We start from the raw sequence: 17,964 nt of genomic DNA, 5'->3' as shown, positions 1-17,964 counted from the left end.
GCTCTTCATCCCCCTTCAGAACGATTCGGATCGTATCACGGGGGATCCCAAGCCCGATCTCAACCTCAGGACAGACCGGAATAAAAGTGACAAATGGCTTGAGTGATGCGACAATGTCACTGGTGATCATATCACCGTTATATCTGACATGATCGAACTCGATGCACCTGCTCACCACAAGAGTTGGTCTCTGGAAGATTCGTTTTACTGACAATGGCACCATATCCCAATCAGCATACTCACCATCCGGAGTATTATAATCTCCTGCCTCCTGAAAGTTTACCTGACCGAAACTTTTTCTGCTCAACAATCTTATGCAGACATATGAACCTCTCAGAAGATCCCGGGATCTCACCACGAAAGGCAGAGTACCTGAGCTATATTTTAGAGGCAGGCGGGGTTGTAAAAACAACAGATCTCGCCCGCAATTTTTCCATATCGTCTTCAACAGGATCAAAAGCCATCAGGGAACTTGCAGAGGCGGGGCTCCTGACCCATGCCCCGTATGCCGAGGCGATCCTTACTGAAAAAGGGGAGAAGATGGCATATTTCATTCAGAGACGTCACAGAATACTCACACTCCTTTTGTCCCACTATGGTTTTACCAGGGGTGAAGCCTGCGCCGAGGTTAAACATTTTGAAAATTACGTATCCAGAGAGTCGGTAAATCGGATCTGTGCATCCCTTGGCCATCCGATGATGTCGGTCTGCGGCCGGATTGTTCATGAAGAGGGATGTTGTCTTGAGGTTTCGGAGTGATTAGTCATGACAAGGCTTATTGGGATTGCCTTATTGATCGTCATCACCTGCATCTCAGCAGGATGCATAACGTATGATGATCAGGGAGCGGGTGACCGGATACCGGTTGCGGTGACGATTCCCCCGATGAAAGAGATGGTTGAGGCGATAGGTCAGGACCGGGTACGCGTTACAATCGTCGTCCCACCGGGATCAGAGCCCCATACCTTTGAGCCGACTCCGGGGCAGATCACCACAATATCCGGTTCAAAGATATTTTTCAGAATCGGGGAGGGATTGCTTCCTTTTGAAGACAGACTGGTCGGTCGCCTCTCCTCCCTCAATCCTGATCTGGTTTTTGTCGATCTCTCAGAAGGGATAGATCGGATCAGAGAGGAAGAGTCCGGAGATCATGAAGATGATGAGTCTCACGATCATGGAGGATATGATCCACACATCTGGCTCTCATTACAGAGCGGATCTCACATGGCAAAATCAATAGCATCTGCTCTGATCGCGATTGACCCGGCAGGGGAGGCGGCATATCAGAAGAATCTGCACGAGTACCTCACCTCCATAGAGGAGACGAACAAACAGGTGATGGATGGGCTAAAGGAGCTCAGAATACGCCGTTTTATCGTCACACATGACGCCTGGGGATACTTTGCCAGAGATTATAATCTGGAACAGATCGCAGTCCATGTCGGGGGGAAAGAACCTACTGCACGGGAAATTCAGGAGATCATCATGCTTGCCCGCGAAGATCAGATCCGTGTCGTCTTTGTTGAGCCACAGTTCTCGAAGAAACCGGCTGAGGTGATTGCTGAAGAGATCGGCGGGGTTGTCGTGGAGATCGATCCGCTCGCAGAGGCATATCTCCAGAATTTCATTCATATCGCTGAAGAGATCGAAAGGGCGATGAGATGACGGCCGCTCTCCATATGAAAGATGTCTCCATCTGTTACGGCAGAAAGGTTGTGATAGAAGATGTCTCGTGGGAGGTTTTGGAACATGACTTTGCAGCCATTATAGGACCCAACGGAGGTGGAAAGACGACGCTTCTGAAGGGGATTCTGGGCCTTCTGCCCCTCTCTTCAGGAGAGATAACGATCTTTGGACTGCCGCCGGGTGAGGGGAGGCGGCTGATTGGGTATGTCCCTCAGTTTCATACCTTCGACTTCTCTTTTCCCATCACAGTTTCTGAGATGATCCTGCAGAGCAGACTCCCGTTGATCCCCGGGTTGTTTCGCCGGTACCGTGAGGAGGATTATAAAGCGATGGAGAGGGCACTTGATCGTATTGGTCTTGCAGATGCCGGAGATTACCCCATATCCACCCTCTCGGGAGGCCAGCAGCAGAGAGTGATCATCGCACGCGCCCTTGCAGGAGAGCCGCGACTCCTCATCCTTGACGAACCAACAGTCTATGTCGATGCACCGACTGAAGACCTCTTCTTCTCATTAATCGAACGGCTCAGGGAGGAGATGACGGTGATCATTGTTACGCATGATATCAGTGCGATTTCAGGGAGGGTGAACCGGATCGCCTGTCTGAACCGCAGCCTCTACACACATGGTGATGCGATGATCACTGATGATATGCTCACCTCAGTCTATGGCTGCCCGGTTGATCTGATCGCACATGGCGTACCTCACCGGGTTCTCAGGGATCACAGGGGTGAGGACCGTGATTGAGATTCTCGGATTTGGATTCTTCCAGAATGCTATTATTGCAGGTCTCCTTGCCGCAGTTGCCTGCGGAATCGTCGGGAGTTTTGTTGTTGTCAGGCGAATGGTCACAACAAGCGGAGGAATCTCTCATGCGGCATTCGGAGGGATAGGACTTGGGTTTTTTTTTGGGATCGATCCACTGCTCGGTGCCGTCTTCTTCACCATTGGGGCGGCGGTTCTGATATGGTACCTGAATACCCGTGAACTCCAGGAGACCGATACGATCACAGGCGCTATCTGGGCGGCCGGAATGGCCCTTGGGATAGTCTTCGTTGCACTCACTCCGGGGTATAAGCCCGATCTCTTCAGCTACCTCTTTGGAAATATCCTCCTCGTCCCGACATCGGATATTCTGCTGATGGGTTTCCTCGTCCTTGTGATCCTTTCTGTTGTTTTGATCCTCTTTACAAGGCTTGTTGCAGTCACCTTCGACTCCGAGTATGCCAGCGTGATGGGGATGCCGGTATCTTCACTGACACTGATACTCTTCCTCCTCATCGCACTCACAGTCGTACTGCTCATCTCGGTTGTCGGAATCATCCTGGTCATTGCACTTCTGACTCTGCCTGCGGCAACTGCCCGCCTGTTCACCCACTCACTCCCTGCAATGATGGCAGCTGCCATTCTGATCGGAGTTGTAACGGTGATCTCAGGAATATTCCTCTCATACTCCTTTGATCTTCCATCAGGTGCGACGATCATCCTTGTTGGATCTGCTCTTTATACAGGTGCACTCGCACGGCGTCATCTGCACTCTTCCTGAAAAATTTTTTATTCAGGAAGAGCTTCCATCTCATCCAGAAACGGCATCAGTGTCGTGATATAACGGCAGGATTTCCCCTGAATGTCGGCTTCTCCACAAGAGATCACCTCAAGGATTAATGGAAGCTCCTTCAGTTTCTCCAAAAATCCAGGATCCTGGCTTGATGCAAATGAGATAAACGATCCGAGTGGTATGAAGGGGCGTTCATATTCGGGGGTGTTCTTATAGGTCTCCATATCCTTTTCAATGGTCGAATTGCGGGCGAGATCATCCTCAAAATAGAGGTAGATATCAATACCGTAACGTCGTCCGAGTTCTTCAAGTTCAAGGATATCAACCTTCTCACCCGGTGCTACCGCAAAGGTGCGGCACTCATCACCTCTTTTTGTCTCCATATCTGTACCTTTTGGAGTGAGGGCATATGAGACTCACGATCAACATATTTATGTATCACCAGACCTTATTGCGGCATAAGGTGTGGAGATAGATGTTGGAACTGGTTGGTGACAGTGCCAAAAAAGAAGAGATGTTGTTCAGTCTGGTTACCCTCCTCCGCGAAGGAACACTGAACTTCCGGTGGCGTGCCGCAGAAACACTTGGAGAAAAAGGTGATCTGCGAGCGGTCGGTCCGCTCATTGAGGCATTGAGAGACCCTTATGTTGATGTCAGCTGGATTGCTGCGAAATCTCTTGGTAAGCTTGGTGATCCCGAGGCGGTGCCGCATCTGATCGAGCTCTTAAAAAGTGAGGATAAGTGGAACCGTCTTGGTGCTGTAGAGGGGCTTGGCGGCATTAAAGATCAGAAAGCAGTTAAACCACTGGCAGAAGTACTGAAAGATGATCCAAACCGGAAGGTGAGGGAGAAGGCTGCATGGGCGCTCGGCAGAATCGGGGGAGAGGCTGCCAGAAAGGCTCTTGATGCCCAAAAAGATGATGATAATGAACAGGTGAGGAAGGCTGTTCTTGATGCAATTTTGACGATTGAACAGGAGGAGTCTTCCGATCCATAAAACCCTGAATATGAAAAAAAGTTACATTTTTTCAGATTATTGCCCCATGATTTCTAAAAAGGAATACTAATATCCTCACACCCCCAAATTTTGAAGGAATGAAGAGAGAGATCGGGAAAATAATTGGCATACTGGTCTTTCTCTCCGTGCTACTCGCACCGGTTGATCCGGAGATCATCCCGATTGAGGCACGTTACGTCGCTGCTGTGACGCTCCTTATGGCGATCTGCTGGGTGACGGAAGCAGTACCCCTTGAAGTAACCGCTCTTATTCCGATCGTCCTCTTCCCAATCCTTGGTGTTCTCTCAGTGAAAGAAGCGGCAGCACCATATGCAGACCCGGTTATATTCCTCTTCCTCGGTGGTTTTATCATCGCAATGTCGATGCAGAGGTGGGGATTACACAGGAGAATCGCATTATCCATCATCAATATCGTCGGTACAAGTCCCAGGCGACTCGTCCTTGGATTTATGGTTGCTACAGGATTTCTCTCGATGTGGATCTCTAATACTGCAACTGCGATGATGATGATTCCAATCGCAATTGCGATCATCGCAACCGTGATGCCATCATTGAATACAAGGCTCAATGAGATGAATGAAGAACAACGGGATTTTGCCGGATGTCTCGTCATAGCTGTTGCCTATGCAGCAAATATCGGCGGGATAGCAACCATCATCGGGTCACCCCCAAATGGCATCTTCATTGCGCAGATGAAGATCCTCTTCCCCGACGCTCCTACAATCGACTTCTTCACATGGATGAAGTTTGGTGTCCCTCTTGCAGCGATCCTCATTCCGATCGTCTGGCTCTGGTTAATTAAAGTCCCATACCGTCACCTGCCAAAGAAACTCTCACAGGCAAAGGAGGTAATACAGCAGGAGATGGAAGATCTCGGGCCTATGAACAGAGGGGAGCGATGGACCCTCTTTGTATTTCTCCTAACCGCATTCTGCTGGATCTTCGCAGGCACCAAGGTGGTTGGAGGTATGACCATCCCAGGTCTTGATCAGGTCTTCCCCGGAATCAATGATACGGTAATTGCGATCTTTGGAGCACTCCTCCTCTTTATCCTCCCTGTTGACATGAAGAAAGGGATCTTCACGATGAACTGGGAGTGGGCCGAGAAGATCCCATGGGGAATTTTAATCCTTTTTGGTGGAGGTCTCTGCCTTTCAGCAGCTTTTATCTCGAGCGGGCTTGCCAGACTGATCGTCGATTCATTTACCATGCTCTCATTGCTCCCGATCATAGCAATCGTATTTATTGTTGCCATATCAGTCTCACTCCTGACCGAGGTCTCCTCAAACACCGCTATTGCCTCGGTGATGATGCCAATAATGGCAGTCACCTCGATATCGATGGGGATTCACCCCTACATGCTGATGCTGACAGCAGCTGTCTGTGCATCGCTTGCCTTTATGCTCCCGGTAGCCACCCCTCCAAACGCAGTCGCCTTTGGGACAGGGTACATCGATATGCGGACACTCTTCCGATCGGGATGGGCACTGAACCTGATCGGTGTTGTCTTCTGGACGGGCTTCCTCTTCACCGTCGTCATCTGGGCGGTCGGGTTCACACCTGATCTCCCGGCATGGGCAGTGAACCCCTGATCTCTCCATCACCCTTATCTCTGGAGAGGTCAATAGCCTTCCATGCCCCGACTTGCTATAAAAGACGAGGATGAACTCACAGCCGGAACAGGTGTTGAGGGAAGACGACAGAAGAAGAGCGGAGTTAATCTCGACGATATCACTACGCAGAAGTCAAGAAAGATTCAGAGCTTTGGTGGTCTGAATTTTGACAAGAAGAAACAGGCCGATATCTTCGAATCCGAACCTCGCTAGGAGAGTATAATATCTCCCTGCCTCTGAATTGTAATCTCCCGATCTCCATCGAATGTTGAGAGTATCCCATAGACGAAGACCTCATCTCCTATCCTCAGATCCGGTGATCGAATACTGTTTGGAATGAAGACTTTTAACCCGGATACTGTGATTATCATATGGCCGCCGGTTCTTGTCTCTCGTATATCCTCAACAACTCCCGCATGCGATACCCTCCCTCCATCCGTAAGAGAACTGTTATATGGAGTGGAGAAGAATGCAGGCCCCGCCAGAGAGAAGAGAGTATGAAAGAGCAGGATCAGGAGGAGGGGTCCTGAGAGAAGAAGCAGAGCTCTTCGTATTGGATGACCTGCCATAAGAACAAAATTGATGGCATCCTATATCAAGCGATAGGTTCTTATGTTAACGGCGTTAACATACTGGTATGCAGCCCCAGTTGCTACCCCCATCCTCACAGAAAGTTCTCCATCTGCTTGAGCAGGGTGGTTCAATGACCCACAAAGATATCGTACAGGAGAGCAGCCTTGCACCCAGAACGGTGCGGTATGCTCTGAAGCGGCTCAAGGAACAGGGTTTGATCCTTGAGAAGTTCAACTTCAGAGATGCACGGCAGATCATTTATGAATGTAGAATGGCAGATTCCCAGAGGGCAACGGCATGAAGGGATCGCTCTGCGACATCATGCTCTGTGATGAACTGGCACGTAATTTTCTCCCACGAATGAGGGCGGAACTTGTGTACCGGCTCGTTAACGGACAGGGTGTCAGACAGAGCGAAGTGTCACGCAGGCTTGGGATATCACGAGCCGCTATTTCCCAGTACCTGAGCAGAAAGCGGGGATCCGGAGATATAGAACTTTCGGATGAGATGACCGCGATGCTGGATCGCTGGGCCTTTACGGTTATGAACGACGACACCGGCAGTATTACAATCTGTGATATCTGCCAGTGTGCAAAAAAACAGAAGAAAGAGTAACTACCCTTTTTTCATTCTTCTCCCGATGATAACTCCTGCAAAGAAGATCAGCATCAGAAGAGCGACAGCTGGTTTTGACCAGTCTTCTGCTGTGAAGAAAGGTTGAGAGCTTGTGTACCCGCTCTTCCAGTCCTCATCAAAGACTTTAAGATAGTACATAGCGGCATCGGGATGGCAGATGATCACCCCTGCTTCCCGGTTATTCATCGGGGAGTTCTCATTCCAGTTGATGCTGGATACAAGGACAGTATGGCCATCGACGATCACTCCCTTATTATGAATTTTGGTAATCCCTGCACGGGTTGCGTCGATCAGGCGAGCTTCAAGCGGGAGGTTCTCCCTCTCTGCGTATTCGTTTATAAAGGCAACCATCTCATCATTGTCCCAGTCACCCTCGATGCTGAACCAGCTTGCATCAAGAAGGATACGAACGTTCACACCACGCGATGCAGCGTCAAGGCTTGCATCAAGCCAGGGATTCGGAGTGTTTTTTGTCCAGTTGCTGATGTATGCCTGCTGGATCTCAAGTGTCGTTGTCGCCTCTGCAATCATTGCAGGGACGAGATGGGAAGTATCAGGTGAAATGACAGGGGTAACAGTTGCACCATCGATCCGGACAGGTGCATATCGGGATGTGCGGGAGGAGACTTTTATCCGATTAGGCATAACCCAGTCTCTCTTTCTGGTGAGGGGGACGATGTCCCGTCCAACCGAATCTTCTGCATATACCATGCCAAAGTAATCGGCGAACCGTGCATCATGAATCCAGACACCCCACCCTCTGTTCCCTTCAAACCCGGTATAGGGAATACCGCTCTCCTTGAAGTTTTCACTTATAATGAGGACTGATTCGCCGTCAATGATGAGGTATTTGGCATGGAGGAACCGGTACCGCGAACGTTCACCCCCTGAAGATCCCATCAGGTCAACAGGAATGCCGGATACATTCAGGCTTGTGAGGAGATTCGCCTGCTCAGAAGAGATCCCTCCAACCGGAGATCCTTCAACCAGAATCCGGACTGAGACACCCCGATCATCTGCATCAGCAATCAGTTCTGCGATACCGGGATGCGTAAACTCATAGACACTGATCTCAATGGAACGTTTCGCTGATCTGATCGCTTCTTCAACCACCTCATAGGACGAATCAGGGGAGACGAAGAGGGTAGCAGATACACCTTCGACGATGATCGGTGAGAAGTCACTCTGGCCGATCATGAAGGGACGTGGATTCCAGACACCATCGATGAACCGGTGTACCTGCCCCTCGCGCGACCTGACGTCACCGGGCCAGGCGATCTCAAAGCGGAGTTCACCACGGTAATAGAGCTCAATCTCATCTCCGGCGTTGGCAAGGATGAACTGGTTTGATCTGATGCAGTTTGGGACCAGTGGTGTTGACTCCTCCCATTCAAAATCGGGATATATGCCGTGAGTTCTTCTGTATGCATCCGCCTGGCGTGCGATGACAAGATCGCCATCGATCCATGTACCGGATGGAAAACTCAGAATTCCTTCTCCATCAGTGATCGTCCAGCCGTCAAGTTTTCCATATCCTGAAAGTATAATGAATTCATCAGGGTCTCCTGAGAGATAGGGATCAGGGCAGAAAGCAGTGACGGTGATCCCTGCAGTTACGGTTGCAGGGATCATGAGGAGGATGAGAAGGAGAGAGAGGAGGAGCCGTTGCATAAAGGAGATCTTCGATCTATTCCTTTTTTATCATCACGGTTTCTATCTCTCCTGTATGGGTGGATGCATCGTTAAACTCGGCGGGAGTCTGGCAGACGCCCTTATTGATCTCGTCCCGGTGCTTCTTGAGTCAAAGGAAGGGATATTGATCGTCCCTGGAGGGGGGGCTGGAGCAGACGCGGTTCGTTCACTCGATCCGGACCCTGATACCGCGCACTGGATGGCAATTGCGGCGATGGAGCATTATGGCCATCATATCGCATCGTTTGGAATCCCATCGGTTGATCGTCTGATCCGGGTTGAACGACCATCGGTTCTTCTGCCATACTGTCTGCTTCGGAACGAGGATCCGTTGCCTCATTCCTGGGATATAACTTCAGATACCATCGCTGCCTGGGTGGCATGGAGACTTAATCTCCCGCTGATCATCCTCAAATCAGTTGACGGGGTCATCTCATCCGGCCGTGTTCTTTCTCAGGTTTATGAGCCTCTGGAGACTGATACGGTTGATTCTGCCCTCATTCCATATATTCTTCAGAAGGGTCTTTATGCGACTGTTCAAAACGGTCGAAAGAATGAATGTGTCAGAAGAGCACTCTCTGGTGATTATTCACAAGGCACCTGTATCACCAGCAGGACAGAGGAATTATAACCGATTGATCCCAATGTTATAAGGGAGTCCGACTATGTCAATGGTAAAATGCACGTCCTGCAATGCTCCGCTCGCTGAGCGTGGCGCGACAGAATTTAAATGTCCGGAGTGCTCCGAGCTTATACGCCGGTGTGCACGGTGCAGACTACAGAGCATTCAGTATGTCTGTCAGAAGTGTGGGTTCCAGGGGCCATAAGGATGGGAGCTGTTGCAGTTATCCTGAAGGTAATGCCTGAATCTACTGATGTTGATCTTGAAGCATTAAAGGCGGCAATCCGTGAGAAGATCCCCGGCATCTCAGATATCAGGGATGAGCCTATCGGATTTGGCCTTGTTGCATTAAAAGTTGCCACCGTCATCCAGGATGAAGAGGGCGCGACCGATGGAATCGAGTCGAAGTTCCTTGAAATCCCTGGTGTCGACCGTGCAGAGATTACTGATCTCAGCCGGATGATCTAACTTTTTTAAAAATAATTATCTTCAGTACTGTGAAATGTCTCTTTGAGTGTCTCAAAGACATGTCTTGTTATATCCCGTATCTGCTCGGTTGAGACTCGGAATGCTTCCAGTTCTTCATCAGAGAGTCTAATAGGCACCGGAAATACTCCACCCCGCGTGATGCGTGCAGGAACGCCGATACAGACGCTGCCGATATCGTGCACCTCTTTTCTGATGAATGTCGAGACGGTGAGTATTCGGTGTTCGTCTTCAACGATCGTCTTGACGATTGTTGCAATTGCATCGCCCGGTCCATAGACGGTTGAGCCCTTACTCCGGATGATGAGCTGCCCACTCGTCTTAACCCGCTCCATTATCTCCTCCTGTGGGAGACGTGAGAAGGCCGGGAGGTTATTTATCTGGATACCACCGATCGTCGTTGCCGACCAGAGGGGTACCATCGAGTCCCCGTGTTCACCAATAATCCTCGTATGAACTTCTGATACGTGGACATTGAAGAATTCCGCAATACAGGACTTCAATCGCATCGAGTCAAGATGCGTACCAAGCCCGAATACCCGATGTGGCGGCAGATTTGAGTATTTAAGTGCGACTGCCGTCATTATGTCGACAGGGTTTGAAATAACAAAGAGAAGTGTATCAGATGCGTTTCTGCTGATCTTTTCAGCATAGGTTGCGACGACTTTTGCATTGCTGACTGCAAGATCGAGACGGCTCTGTTCCCCGTTCCGCGCTGCTCCGGATGTCAGGATGATGATCTCTGATCCACGCAGATCTTTCTCATCGCAGCTCCAGCTGATCCGGGTGTTTGTTCCGCGTGCTGCAAATGAGTCCATCAGATCACGGGAAAGGCCTTCAAGAAATTGCTGGTTTCCATCACGACCAAAGAGGCATACCTCTTTGACATGGGAAATCTGCGAGATCGCGTGGGCAGCATAGGATCCAACCTGTCCTGTCGCTCCGATAATTGTCACTTTTACCATAGAAATCAGTTAATTGGGAACACGTCATCGGTCGACCGCACATACCACCGTTCCGCAGAGCTCCCTTCTCCACCCCGCTACCCCGTGGGCGCCAAACGTCCGCAGTAGGTCTGCTCCCTTCCGGGCCTGAACCGGTGCCCACGGCAAAAGGCCTCACCTCCCTCCGGAGGGTTGGTCCCTGTCCGCTGACCTCACAGGACGAGGTTTCTACGTCGGAAGTTACTGCTTTCCGGAAGCTGACCCGGCCTTCCTCAGACTTCGCCCCCCGCATGTCGACGGTTTCGGGTGACAGGTGACGTCTAACCACCCAGGCTAGTTCCCGTATCTAATCGATCGTTATGGGATAAATACATCCCCTTTATTATGTGCTTTCCAGTCGGTGATGACCTGCTCAACCATATCGCGGGAGGCTTTATCAAAGAGGTCGATCACAGTCAGGAGATCATCTGATGGAAGGTACGGGGAGAGGAGTCGGTAATCACCCTGATACACCTCTGCTGAGAAATTCCCACGGATAGTGGCAATAAGATGGGGTTCACTCCTGAGAGGAGTATGTGCCATTGACTGGTAACTTTCCCGGATATCAACATCGTCAATTCCGAGATAGGTATGATTCACTTTAAGGTTGTAGGCAGTCCAGAAGGCGGCAGCATACCATGCATCATTAAAGATCACATGCGGCACCCCAAGACGTGCAGCTGTGATTCCGAGGGTGCCGGAACCGCAACAGGCATCAACAAAGGTCTTCGGACGTTTTGTGTAGACCTGACGGTCAACGGAGATGAGCTTTGGGTTCACAGGTCGTGGGAATTCAATATGCATCGTTGATGCCTGTTTATAGATGACGATCGGACCGACCTGGGTAGCGAAGATATTTGCCCGGACATCACAACCTGCAAGCAGGGTATGCGTCTTTGGCGGTTCTTTTGAGGAGCAATCAACGAGACCGGGTATCACATGGTTATCCAAAACAACTCCCCTGACCTCGGGGATCTCAGCGACGATCCGTTTTGCAGACTTTTCGGAGAGCAGGTCGGTTAATATGACGAGTGAACGGGCAGGGAGGTATGGCGCCTCGTTCAGAACAAAACCAGGATGGATGAGAGGGGTTCCAACCTCTTTCAGAGGCTCATTTCCGATGAGATCACCCTCTTCTTTTCCTATGCCGTATATCAATGCATAGACATCATCGATGAACCGTTTTCCGCAGATACAGGGGTCAGGCGGTATGTAATCGGGGGGCGGAGCTTTTTTGTCAAGATGTCTGCCCCTGCACCGGGGACAGGGTGCAAAGATCGTATCCATTGTATTGATGATATCAAAAGCATCGGAGACGCAGTCATCACCACAGACCGGGCACTTCATATACCCTCCTTGGAGCAGAAGCAGATAAAGGATCGGCGTCTGCTTTTCTGGGATAAGTATGGATTTAGAGAATTTTCCGGGATCAGATTGTGAAAAAACGGAATACTACCTGTTTTGAAGAGGAGTTCCGAAACAGGGTGGATGAGAAGAGCCACCATATCCTATGCGCGCCTCAGGAGGAACGAACGCATCAGGTCAGATCAATTGTTTCGTGCTCCCGAAAAAGTGAAGGAATGGGCCTGATGCGATTTGAACGCATGACCGCCCGGTTATGAGCCGGGCGCTCTAACCAACTAAGCTACAGGCCCAGGGGCACGACACTGAATATATCGCAGCACTATTTATTGTCCTCTGATACTAAAAAAGGTGTGCATTATGAGGTTTATTGTAACCCCTCAGAGGACTATTACGCATATATCCAGCTGAATACTCCTCTTTTCTGCACCTCGATCCTCGCCCTCTCAGTGAGACGACGCTGTTCCTCCTCCATCTGATCAAGCTGTTCGAGGAGAACTGAGGAGAGTGCCGGATCTGTCGAGGAGCTTGTCAGGATGATTCCACGAATCTCCTCGATACGCCGCTTGTTTTCTTCTGCCTGAAAACTGATCCGTTCTGCGGTCTGCCTGTCACCACCAAAGAGCACCAGCATGATACCAGATCTTTCCTCCATCCTGATCTCATCACCCCACTGGGCATTGACTGAGGCATTGTACTCGCGGGCAACTCCGGCAACGAGCGGGCCGATGCCGGTCATATTCTCAGCGGCAAGAAGGGCAAATACGGCGATTCTAACCTGGTTTTCATGCCGGAATCTCTCCTGAGCCTGTGGGGGCAGAGTCTGCACCCCTTCACCCATAACCTCCTCCCTACTCCGGATCATCTCTCTCAGGTGCGCAGGATCAACAGGTGTCACAGGGCGAAGTCCCTGCGCATCCTGCCTGACTGCTTCACCCTTTGGAGCCGCCGGAGGAGAGCCCTCTGTTCTGTCGCTCTGATTTCCGGCCTGCTGTACCATGCCGTAACCACCCGGAATATCAGCGGGTCTGCCTGACTGTTCTGCTGCAATCACCGGGATGAAGATGGCAATCATCAGAAAGATACAGATCATAACGGATAATAGTCTCATAGTGAGCCCAATAATCCTATGAGATGATAAATATTATTCACCGGAATGTGGGAAGACCAGAAGAGGGGATCAGTACCTCCCGACACCAGCGACCATATCCCCATACATCCCGCTCCATCCATCCTGCGGGCCGGTGAACCGGGCTGAGCAGATCTGTGTATACGAATTACCACTCCACCCGAGGTTCCACCACTGGTTTCCGCCGGAGAACCTCACCCAAACCTCGACCTCCACCTCAGGAGATCCTTCATATGATGCATAGACAGGTGTTGTGATTGCAGAGCAGGGCTGGTCTTGCATGCCAGGGATGATGCATCTGCCCCCTTCGACAGGACTGAAGAGGAGGAGCGGTTCGGTTCCTTCAGGATTCTTTGTCTCTATCGTTTGACCGGGATCATACCTGATCACGAGGTTCTCCGGCATCAGTACAGGGGTTTCTTCGCTATAGTGAGATGAGAAAGAGGGAGGGGCAGGCAGAGGGCTCTCACCGGGCTCAATAGCAATCGGCATGCCGTGGTATGAGGGGACCATCACGGATGCTGTGATCGAAAGGAACCGATCTCCGTCAATGGTGACGATCTCCGCCTGCCAGCCGTCAGGGAGACCATAGAGATCTGAGAGTATGGGATCAAATCCCGGTGAAGGATAGGGGAAGAGGAATGTTGCATTGTGGATCACCTCGGTGAAGCTGATGGTGAGATCATACGAATAACTGCTCTGGTAGGAATCAGGGGAACCTATGCATCCGGCGGTGAGAAGGGTGAGAAGGCAGGCAACGATGAGGAGATGATATCTCATACAGGGAACGTCAGGCAATGAACCGGGATAAGGGTTTTGGATTCTTCTTCATAGAGAATCAGCCATGTTGATCCGCAGATTTGTAGTGAGACCTATTGCGATCCATATATGTTTTCCCAATACCACTATATCCATTGCAGGGAAACAGTGAGTAAACAATGTCCGATCCCGCTTCAGTCCTCTCGTCCCGGAGATTGAGGATAGGAGTACTGATACTCCTTCTTCTCCTCATTGGAGCTTTGTGTTATCTCTCCTGGCAGTCGGCCCAGCCATACAGGATCGGGGTTTTACTCCCTGCGTCCGGTGACGATGATTCGGATTATTATGATACCCTTGATTGGGCTGTAGAGGGGCTGAACAGGGAGGGTGTTGGACGGAGAGTTGAACTTGTTCCTGTCGATACAGCAGAAGTGCCACTCCAGATAGCCTCTAAGCAGTTGATCGATGATCCGACCATCCGGGTGGTGATCGGACCCGCTGCCAGTGACGAGGCATTCCTGATCGCACCGGATTTTATCAAAGCAAAGAAGTTGCTGATCACCCCGTCTGCTACTTCCGGGGATCTCCTGAGGATGTTCTCGAGGTTTGGGTACATCTGGCGGACAACCACCGGCGACCGTGCCCAGACCAGAATTATTATGACTATTCTGAAGGAGAGGGGCGTTCGGTCTGCAGCCCTCCTGTACGAGGAGAGCACGTACGGAAAGACATTCAGGGACTGGGCTGCGTTTTATGCGATTGAGTCTGAGATCGAGCTAACATCAGCAGTCCCATTTGAGAGGGGAGGGGATCTCAGGGAGACGGTGGCTGCTGCCTGTCTCCTTGATCCTGAGTATATCATCGTCGTTGCACGGGGATCAGATGCCGCTCTGGTGCTCCGGATCATGGAAGAAGAAGGCTGCTCCACCCGCCTCATCTTCACCGATGCGGTCAGGACAGACACCTTCCTTGAGGCGGCAGGAGATCTGGCAGAGGGGGCCGAGGGGGTCAGCCCGACTGCCGACCGGAAGACCGGATTCTTTGTCGCATATAAAGCGCATTTCGGCCGGATGCCTGACGATTATGCCGCCCACACCTATGATTCCCTCATCCTCGCGGTTGCCGCCCTTGCACGGATGGAGGCCGCCCCTTCCGAATCCCCGGCCCAGGCAATGAAGGCGGTCGTATCAGGGCAGGACGGCAGTTTCGGGTGGGACAGTCAGGGTGCGGCAGCGGCGATCCGGCAGATCCGTTCAGGGCGGCTCCCCGACCTGACGGGTGCATCGGGGCCGCTTGAGTATCACCGGGATCTTCCCGGAGAACCGCTTGTCACCTGGTATGTGAACTGGCGGGTTGAAGAGGGGTATTTTCGACCAAATACCTATATTCCGGGATCTTTTGGCGAGAAACGAGCAGTAGAGGTGCCGGATAGCCAGGACGAGGGAGGGAGCACCTTCGTGCGGGATGAAGGAAAAGAACTCAGGGCGGTGCTGGTAACGACCAGTTCAGACTGGGATAATTACCGGCACCAGGCTGATGTCGCGTACCTGTACTCTCTCCTCCTTAAGAACGGGGTCAGGCAAGAGAATATCATCGTTATCAGCCAGGAGGATATACCGCATTCCGTGATGAACCCGAGTCTGGGCCACCTCTACCACCGGGCGGGTGGGGAGAACATTTACATCCCGGCAACCGTGACAGACACTGCGATCACCTCTGACGCATTTGTTTCGTTCCTCCTCGGAGAGAGCAGCCCGGAGATCCCGCTCATACTGGAGACTGATGAGAAGAGCAACCTGCTCTTGTACATTTCCGGACATGGGGGCCCTGGATTCCTCGAATTCCCGGATGATGATCATCTCACGAGCTCACGGTTCCAGGAGACGATCCAAAGAATGGCTGAAGAGAAGAGGTTTTCCCGTATGCTAATCGTGGTTGAAGCCTGTTTTGGCGAGAGCATGGGTATCGGCCTTGATGTTCCGGGTGTTGTCTTCATGACAGGAGCATCATACCATGAGCCGTCCAGGGGAGCAGAATATGATATCACCCTCAGGCAGTGGCTCTCAAATGATTTTTCAATGAGCCTGACAGACAGTATCGTTCAGTATCCTGACCAGACCCTCCGGGGACTCTATGAGATGACCTATGACCGGGTATCAGGGTCACATCCCAGGATCATTGCCGGGAATGCAAACGACCTGAATATACCAATTGCGGAGTTTTTTGCGGCATGAAGAGAGTGTATAGTTCCATTATCATTGCAGGCATCCTGATCTGCATGGCAGTGGCCATACTGTTGATTGTTCCAACCCCGGCAAGACCGGTTGTGACCTTCGTCTATAACGGGGAGAAAGGAGACTTTGGGTACCTCGATTCCGCATACCTGGGGCTGATTTTGGCACGCGATGACTTTGATTTTATATCGCGTGAGATTCTCTGGGATGGATCTGATAGCCAGGATCCGGTGATCGGTGATGATGGGAAGAGGGCGGATCTGGTGCTGATTCTCGGGGACATGATGGGCGGGTATGCGGAAACGTTCGCGGAGAAGTATCGGGAGACGCCGATTGTGGTCATTGATGCGGGGCCGGTGCCGGGAGATTCCATCCGTTCGGTCTCCTTCTCAATGTACGGGGCGAGCTATCTTGCCGGGGTGCTTGCAGCAAACCAGACAAAGACCGAAAAGATCGGGGTGATTGCTGCAAAGGATGCTCCGGTGATCAGCTCGTTCACCGATGGGTTTGCAGACGGCGTCTATAGCAGGAATCCGGATGCAGAGGTCTCTATAATCTATCTTGCAGATGATGATACCGGCTTTACGATGCCGGAGAAGGCAGCAGAAGTTGCCCGCAGCATGTTTGCAGATGGTATCGATCTGATCTTCACGGTTGCCGGGGGATCCGGGCCGGGGGCGATCACCGCGGCAAAAGAGCTGCCCGGCCTCCTCATTATCGGGGTTGATTCCGACCAGTCAGAGCTTGCACCAAAGACGGTGATTGCGTCGGTTGTAAAAAGGGTCGATCACGTTGTCTATGATGAGATTCAGGCTGCCTTCTCGGGAAGACCGATGGGGGGGGAAGATGTAATCGGTCTCCTGGACGGCGGCTCGGCACTCATCTTAAACCCCCGATTCCCCGAGATCGGCAATCTGATTGAAGAGCGGTACTCCGAAGCAGCAGAGAGGGAGGCAGAATACCTGCTCCAAAACGAGAGCGGCTGAAGAGAGGAGAAGAGACGAAGTGGGGAGAAACAGGCATTCCCCGGCTCATTTATCCTTACGTATTCTGGCATCTCTGGTAACAGGAATCGAGGATGGTTGGCCCGACTGCAATAGTAATCAGGATTGCCGCAACCACGACTCCATACTTTTTTGTCTTTTCATCCATTGGAGCAGCTCGCTTCACAATCAGAGCGGCATTCAATTAGTGTTTTATCCTCATATTTGCAGGTTAATAAGCAGTAATGACAGTCCCCACTTAATGCAGAGTTCAGGACATCTGCTGACGAATCCACTCCATCTTCAAATCCACTCGAATACCCTGCCTGGGAACCTGCCTGCCAGGAGATTCCTGCAACAACCAGAAGGATCAGAATGACTGCAGCCCAGGTCCCATACTGCTTCAGATGCTCATCCATGAATAGAATGAAGCAGCGATCAGGTATTTATGCGTTGTCTACAGCGAAACAAAACAAAGAGAGATACAGTATCCGGAGTAAAACTGATGGAGAGAGAACCATCATTAACCCCCGATTCCCGGAGATTGGCAATCTGATTGAAGAGAGCTACTCCGAAGCAGCAGAGAGGGAGGCAGAATACCTGCTCCAAAACGAGAGCGGCTGAAGAGAGG

At 51.2% G+C, this 17,964-nt stretch carries 24 protein-coding genes, 1 tRNA gene and 1 other RNA gene; 14 read left to right on the top strand and 12 right to left on the bottom strand.

Going from position 1 to position 17,964, the window contains the following annotated elements; genetic code table 11:
* Window positions 1–307, bottom strand: a 307-nt coding sequence (locus tag Q7V06_RS07475; protein WP_304840163.1) for a DUF523 domain-containing protein, incomplete at its 3' end; no start/stop codon positions are given.
* 17 nt (window positions 308–324) lie between these two features.
* On the opposite strand from Q7V06_RS07475, the gene Q7V06_RS07470 reads away from it, so the two are divergent.
* From Q7V06_RS07470 to Q7V06_RS07455, 4 genes are read left to right on the top strand one after another with little or no spacing between them, the layout of a single operon-like run.
* Window positions 325–759 carry a metal-dependent transcriptional regulator gene (locus Q7V06_RS07470; protein WP_304840161.1) on the top strand — a complete coding sequence of 145 codons (435 nt, stop codon included), beginning with the start codon at window positions 325–327 and terminating at the stop codon, window positions 757–759.
* Window positions 760–765: 6 nt separating this feature from the next.
* Window positions 766–1,665 (top strand): metal ABC transporter solute-binding protein, Zn/Mn family, encoded by a 900-nt coding sequence (locus tag Q7V06_RS07465; RefSeq protein ID WP_304840159.1) that lies wholly within the window; start codon window positions 766–768, stop codon window positions 1,663–1,665.
* On the top strand, window positions 1,662–2,432 hold the full coding sequence (locus Q7V06_RS07460; protein WP_304840157.1) for a metal ABC transporter ATP-binding protein: 771 nt from the start codon (window positions 1,662–1,664) through the stop codon (window positions 2,430–2,432). Before Q7V06_RS07465 ends, Q7V06_RS07460 begins: the two co-directional genes overlap by 4 nt.
* Complete coding sequence (locus Q7V06_RS07455; protein WP_304840155.1) at window positions 2,425–3,231, top strand: metal ABC transporter permease; 807 nt, start codon at window positions 2,425–2,427, stop codon at window positions 3,229–3,231. The genes Q7V06_RS07460 and Q7V06_RS07455 overlap by 8 nt, the downstream gene beginning before the upstream one ends.
* Window positions 3,232–3,239: 8 nt before the next feature.
* On the opposite strand, the gene Q7V06_RS07450 is transcribed toward Q7V06_RS07455, so the two are convergent.
* Entirely contained in the window at window positions 3,240–3,626 is a 387-nt protein-coding gene (locus Q7V06_RS07450; RefSeq protein ID WP_304840153.1) for a hypothetical protein, read from the bottom strand.
* 92 nt (window positions 3,627–3,718) lie between these two features.
* Between Q7V06_RS07450 and Q7V06_RS07445 the strand changes: the two genes are divergently transcribed.
* The 3 genes from Q7V06_RS07445 (at window position 3,719) to Q7V06_RS07435 (ending at window position 6,087) form a co-directional block, all read left to right on the top strand.
* On the top strand, window positions 3,719–4,240 hold the full coding sequence (locus Q7V06_RS07445) for a HEAT repeat domain-containing protein (RefSeq protein WP_304840151.1): 522 nt from the start codon (window positions 3,719–3,721) through the stop codon (window positions 4,238–4,240).
* Between the two features lie 98 nt (window positions 4,241–4,338).
* The gene (locus Q7V06_RS07440) at window positions 4,339–5,853 is read left to right on the top strand and encodes a DASS family sodium-coupled anion symporter (RefSeq protein ID WP_304840149.1); all 1,515 of its coding nucleotides are present in this window, start codon (window positions 4,339–4,341) and stop codon (window positions 5,851–5,853) included.
* A gap of 42 nt (window positions 5,854–5,895) precedes the next feature.
* Complete coding sequence (locus tag Q7V06_RS07435; RefSeq protein WP_304840147.1) at window positions 5,896–6,087, top strand: hypothetical protein; 192 nt, start codon at window positions 5,896–5,898, stop codon at window positions 6,085–6,087.
* Here the strand turns inward: Q7V06_RS07435 and Q7V06_RS07430 are convergent.
* Window positions 6,084–6,443: a hypothetical protein gene (locus Q7V06_RS07430; RefSeq protein ID WP_304840145.1), complete on the bottom strand. Its 360-nt coding sequence runs from the start codon at window positions 6,441–6,443 to the stop codon at window positions 6,084–6,086. The two genes, Q7V06_RS07435 and Q7V06_RS07430, sit on opposite strands and share 4 nt — an antisense overlap.
* Window positions 6,444–6,511: 68 nt before the next feature.
* Between Q7V06_RS07430 and Q7V06_RS07425 the strand changes: the two genes are divergently transcribed.
* Both Q7V06_RS07425 and Q7V06_RS07420 read left to right on the top strand, forming a co-directional pair.
* Complete coding sequence (locus tag Q7V06_RS07425; RefSeq protein ID WP_304840143.1) at window positions 6,512–6,748, top strand: winged helix-turn-helix transcriptional regulator; 237 nt, start codon at window positions 6,512–6,514, stop codon at window positions 6,746–6,748.
* Window positions 6,745–7,062: a transcriptional regulator gene (locus Q7V06_RS07420; RefSeq protein ID WP_304840141.1), complete on the top strand. Its 318-nt coding sequence runs from the start codon at window positions 6,745–6,747 to the stop codon at window positions 7,060–7,062. Before Q7V06_RS07425 ends, Q7V06_RS07420 begins: the two co-directional genes overlap by 4 nt.
* Here the strand turns inward: Q7V06_RS07420 and Q7V06_RS07415 are convergent, their stop codons facing one another.
* A complete protein-coding gene (locus Q7V06_RS07415) occupies window positions 7,063–8,754 on the bottom strand; it encodes a phospholipase D-like domain-containing protein (protein ID WP_304840139.1) in 1,692 nt (563 codons plus the stop codon).
* A gap of 55 nt (window positions 8,755–8,809) precedes the next feature.
* Here Q7V06_RS07415 and Q7V06_RS07410 point away from each other — a divergent pair, with 55 nt between their 5' ends.
* From Q7V06_RS07410 to Q7V06_RS07400, 3 genes are read left to right on the top strand one after another with little or no spacing between them, the layout of a single operon-like run.
* Window positions 8,810–9,406 (top strand): uridylate kinase, encoded by a 597-nt coding sequence (locus Q7V06_RS07410; protein WP_304840137.1) that lies wholly within the window; start codon window positions 8,810–8,812, stop codon window positions 9,404–9,406.
* A 34-nt stretch (window positions 9,407–9,440) separates the two neighbouring features.
* Window positions 9,441–9,602: a zinc finger domain-containing protein gene (locus Q7V06_RS07405; RefSeq protein WP_304840135.1), complete on the top strand. Its 162-nt coding sequence runs from the start codon at window positions 9,441–9,443 to the stop codon at window positions 9,600–9,602.
* Window positions 9,603–9,604: 2 nt separating this feature from the next.
* Window positions 9,605–9,865 carry an elongation factor 1-beta gene (locus tag Q7V06_RS07400; protein WP_304840133.1) on the top strand — a complete coding sequence of 87 codons (261 nt, stop codon included), beginning with the start codon at window positions 9,605–9,607 and terminating at the stop codon, window positions 9,863–9,865.
* A gap of 5 nt (window positions 9,866–9,870) precedes the next feature.
* Here the strand turns inward: Q7V06_RS07400 and Q7V06_RS07395 are convergent, their stop codons facing one another.
* The 6 genes from Q7V06_RS07395 to Q7V06_RS07370 form a co-directional block, all read right to left on the bottom strand.
* Complete coding sequence (locus Q7V06_RS07395) at window positions 9,871–10,848, bottom strand: malate dehydrogenase (RefSeq protein ID WP_304840131.1); 978 nt, start codon at window positions 10,846–10,848, stop codon at window positions 9,871–9,873.
* Between the two features lie 13 nt (window positions 10,849–10,861).
* Window positions 10,862–11,171, bottom strand: an RNA gene (gene ffs / locus Q7V06_RS07390) — signal recognition particle sRNA.
* A 13-nt stretch (window positions 11,172–11,184) separates the two neighbouring features.
* On the bottom strand, window positions 11,185–12,213 hold the full coding sequence (locus Q7V06_RS07385; RefSeq protein WP_304840129.1) for a 50S ribosomal protein L11 methyltransferase: 1,029 nt from the start codon (window positions 12,211–12,213) through the stop codon (window positions 11,185–11,187).
* Window positions 12,214–12,447: 234 nt separating this feature from the next.
* Window positions 12,448–12,521 (bottom strand) — tRNA-Ile (locus Q7V06_RS07380).
* Window positions 12,522–12,619: 98 nt separating this feature from the next.
* A complete protein-coding gene (locus tag Q7V06_RS07375) occupies window positions 12,620–13,321 on the bottom strand; it encodes a hypothetical protein (protein ID WP_304840127.1) in 702 nt (233 codons plus the stop codon).
* Between the two features lie 87 nt (window positions 13,322–13,408).
* Window positions 13,409–14,137: a hypothetical protein gene (locus Q7V06_RS07370; RefSeq protein ID WP_304840125.1), complete on the bottom strand. Its 729-nt coding sequence runs from the start codon at window positions 14,135–14,137 to the stop codon at window positions 13,409–13,411.
* A gap of 158 nt (window positions 14,138–14,295) precedes the next feature.
* Here Q7V06_RS07370 and Q7V06_RS07365 point away from each other — a divergent pair, with 158 nt between their 5' ends.
* On the top strand, window positions 14,296–16,350 hold the full coding sequence (locus tag Q7V06_RS07365; protein ID WP_304840123.1) for a C13 family peptidase: 2,055 nt from the start codon (window positions 14,296–14,298) through the stop codon (window positions 16,348–16,350).
* Window positions 16,347–17,336: a BMP family ABC transporter substrate-binding protein gene (locus Q7V06_RS07360; protein WP_304840121.1), complete on the top strand. Its 990-nt coding sequence runs from the start codon at window positions 16,347–16,349 to the stop codon at window positions 17,334–17,336. Before Q7V06_RS07365 ends, Q7V06_RS07360 begins: the two co-directional genes overlap by 4 nt.
* A gap of 158 nt (window positions 17,337–17,494) precedes the next feature.
* Here the strand turns inward: Q7V06_RS07360 and Q7V06_RS07355 are convergent, their stop codons facing one another.
* Entirely contained in the window at window positions 17,495–17,752 is a 258-nt protein-coding gene (locus tag Q7V06_RS07355) for a hypothetical protein (protein WP_304840119.1), read from the bottom strand.
* A 19-nt stretch (window positions 17,753–17,771) separates the two neighbouring features.
* Window positions 17,772–17,964 (bottom strand): hypothetical protein (locus Q7V06_RS07350; RefSeq protein WP_304840117.1); only part of this gene is annotated, 193 nt, incomplete at its 5' end.

The sequence above is a fragment of the Methanocalculus sp. genome, assembly GCF_030651615.1.
In the GTDB taxonomy this organism is placed as follows: Archaea; Halobacteriota; Methanomicrobia; order Methanomicrobiales; family Methanocorpusculaceae; genus Methanocalculus.
This window is presented reverse-complemented; position numbering and strand designations above follow the sequence as displayed.